The 2,604-nt window shown below is 71.4% G+C and carries 5 protein-coding genes and 1 pseudogene; 4 read left to right on the forward strand and 2 right to left on the reverse strand.

The genetic code is table 11. From position 1 onward, the window contains the following. Both ACFR9S_RS05240 and ACFR9S_RS05245 read left to right on the forward strand, forming a co-directional pair. Positions 1 to 636, forward strand: a pseudogene (locus tag ACFR9S_RS05240) (hypothetical protein); the annotation flags it as partial. Between the two features lie 37 nt (positions 637 to 673). Continuing rightward, positions 674 to 1,012 (forward strand): DUF7853 family protein, encoded by a 339-nt coding sequence (locus ACFR9S_RS05245; protein ID WP_379818215.1) that lies wholly within the window; start codon positions 674 to 676, stop codon positions 1,010 to 1,012. Here ACFR9S_RS05245 and ACFR9S_RS05250 read toward each other — a convergent pair. Beyond that, entirely contained in the window at positions 1,007 to 1,363 is a 357-nt protein-coding gene (locus tag ACFR9S_RS05250) for a DCC1-like thiol-disulfide oxidoreductase family protein (RefSeq protein WP_379732840.1), read from the reverse strand. The two genes, ACFR9S_RS05245 and ACFR9S_RS05250, sit on opposite strands and share 6 nt — an antisense overlap. Positions 1,364 to 1,482: 119 nt before the next feature. Between ACFR9S_RS05250 and ACFR9S_RS05255 the strand changes: the two genes are divergently transcribed. Together ACFR9S_RS05255 and ACFR9S_RS05260 are read left to right on the forward strand one after the other, a co-directional pair. Next, on the forward strand, positions 1,483 to 1,641 hold the full coding sequence (locus ACFR9S_RS05255; RefSeq protein ID WP_379732838.1) for a DUF7559 family protein: 159 nt from the start codon (positions 1,483 to 1,485) through the stop codon (positions 1,639 to 1,641). Then, on the forward strand, positions 1,638 to 2,102 hold the full coding sequence (locus ACFR9S_RS05260; protein WP_379732836.1) for an Hsp20/alpha crystallin family protein: 465 nt from the start codon (positions 1,638 to 1,640) through the stop codon (positions 2,100 to 2,102). Before ACFR9S_RS05255 ends, ACFR9S_RS05260 begins: the two co-directional genes overlap by 4 nt. Before the next feature lies 1 nt (position 2,103). Here the strand turns inward: ACFR9S_RS05260 and ACFR9S_RS05265 are convergent. Then, positions 2,104 to 2,604 (reverse strand): NAD(P)/FAD-dependent oxidoreductase (locus tag ACFR9S_RS05265; protein ID WP_379818216.1); only part of this gene is annotated, 501 nt, incomplete at its 5' end.

Consider the following 2,604-nt stretch of genomic DNA (forward strand, 5'->3'; position numbering starts at 1 on the left):
GATCCGACCGTCCCGCCGATCGAGAGCGAGCCGTGCTGGAGCGACACCCTGCTCGCGCTGCTCGACGACCGCCGGCGACTCCTCGACGGCGTCGGCTACGGCGACCTCGCGCGGGCGGTGATCAACTGGGTCCGGGCGAACCGCGATCTGTTCGACGCGGCCGGCGACGCGGTGCTGTGTCACGGGAACTACTTCGGGGAGCACGTCGCACTCGGCAGCGACGCCGAGCGCGTACACGTCGCTGTCGGCAGTGGCGGCGACGGCGAGCACATGGCTACCGACGACGGTAATGTCACAGCAGTCATCGACTTCGAGCACGCGCTCGCGGCGCCGGCGGAGTGGGACTACCTCCGGACCGCGCTCCCGGTGTTCGGTCCTGGCGCCGATCACGACGTGCCGGAGCGCGTCTTCCGCGAGGCGTACGAGTCGGTCCGGCCGCTGCCCGCGAGGTTCGAACGCCGCCGCGAGGCGCTGGTGCTCTGCATCAGCCTCTCCTACCTCCGGTCGCTCCACCTCCAGCGCGGGGATCAGGACCCGGACCACGCCGTCGCACGGCGCGGCCATCGTCTCGCCGCCTCGATCCGGGAGCGACTCGCCGCGCTCCGAGACGAAAGTCCCCGTCGAACCGATGCGTAACTATACCCGTCTGGACGACGCAGGACCGACAAGGCCGATGGCCGACCCGAGACACGACGACGGTGCCCGCCTCGATCTCGGCGACGAGGAACAGTGGGTTCTCCACGCTGCCCTCCTGGACTACCTCGACCGGCGCGCGGACGAGCCGAGCGGCGACGCCGGCTCCTCGCCCGCGCCGCTCGACCGCGAGACGGACACGGACGACGAGGCCGCCCTCGAACTGCTCGACGCGCTGGAGGACGACGAGCCGCTGCGGCTCGACCGCGGGGGGCTGTTGCTCGTCCGGGAACTGCTCTCGGAGTACCTCGCCGGCGCGCCGCTGCGGGACCGGGCGACCTGCCGGAGCGTGCTGGCGGACGTCCGCGACGAGCTATAGCGCGTCGCGGCTCACGATCTTCCCCCACCAGTCACGGTGGTCGGCGCCCCAGCGGTAGAGTCGCTCGCGCAGGCGGTCGTACCCCGGGACCTTCTCCAGTAGCCAGAACAGCGCCACGAAGACGAGGCTCGTCCGGACTAACACGCCCTGGATCGCGGCGCCGGCGGAGTACACCGCGTCGTCGGTCAGCAGGTGGGCCGAGTTCCGCCAGCCTTCGGGGAGCCGAGCCTTCTGATCGGGCGAGAGCGACGCGAACCCGACCGGCTCCACCTCGCCGAACCGTCGGGCGACGGCCGCACACCACGTACAGAACCCACAGTCGTCGTCGTACACCAGCCGCGGTTTGGCCATACGCGTTCTTCGGCGGGCAGCGGTTTCGGCTTTGTGGGCGTGAGAGCCACGACCCCGCCCGTTCCGGACGGCCGGTGCCCGCCCCGTTTAAGCCCGCGGCGCCCCAATCGTGGGGTACGATGCCCGCCACGAAGGAGGTCAAGTGCACGAGCGACGACTGCGAGCTGGACATGTTCGAGAACCACTACACGTACGACATCGCCGACGACCACTCCGTCGCGGACCTGTCCTGTCCGCTCTGCGGCGGGACGGACTGTCTCGAGGAGATCGAGCTATGACGAAACTCGGCGACATCGGTGGCTCGGCCGTCAACGCGGTGCTGGAGCGGGTCGGACGGGGCGTGAGCCGCGTCCAGGAGCGCAAGCCGCTCCCCTACGACCTGCTGGAGAGCGAGGACGCCTACCTCGTCGTGTTCGACGCGCCGGGCGTCGAGCCGACCGACGTACAGGTACGCTTCGTCGACGGCGAGGTGCAGGTGCGGGCCGACCGCTTCCGGGCGTTCCACGAGGGGTTCGAGACGCGGTTCCCCGGCCGCGGGCTGGCGCTCTCCGGGCGCGCGAACCTCCCGCCGGACGCCGTTGTCGACGCCGACGGCGCGGACGCGACGCTGACGGAGAACGGGACGCTCGAAGTCCGCATCCCCAAGGCGGCCGACTCGACGGACGTGCCGCTTGCCGAAGCGGAGACGAGCGAGGACGACGAACAAGAGAGCGACGAGTCAGACGAGAGCGACGAGTAGCTCAGAGCGACATCCCTTCTTCGACGGCGAACTCGGGAACCCCGTCGAACCGCCCGGGGTCGTACGCCGGGATCGCGTCGCGCTCCCCGAGCACCTGTTCGGCCAGCGCCTCGCCCGTCGCCGGCGCCCGAAGGAAGCCGTGGCCGTGCCACCCCGTCGCGACGTAGAGCCCCGACTCCACCTCGCCCAGCAGCGGCTCGCCGTCGGGCGTCGCCGTCGCAAGCCCCGCCCACGCCGCGTCCGCACCGGCGTCGAACTCGGTCCGGTTCGCGACCGCGTCGAGCGCGCCGTCGACGAACCAGTCATCGCCCGCTGGATCCCAGCGGTCCGGGTCGCACTCCTCGGGCACCGTGCCGTCGCCCGCGAGCAGCCCCGCGGGGTGGGGGCGGAAGTAGACGCCCGCGTCGGCGTCGTGGACCATCGGGCCGTCGTAAGCAGCGGGGGAGACGAGCGCCTGCACGCGGTAGGGTTTGAGCGGGAGCTGGATCCCCGTCGGCGCCAG

The sequence above is a fragment of the Halolamina salina genome, assembly GCF_042678005.1.
GTDB classification, from domain to species: Archaea; Halobacteriota; Halobacteria; order Halobacteriales; family Haloferacaceae; genus Halolamina; species Halolamina salina.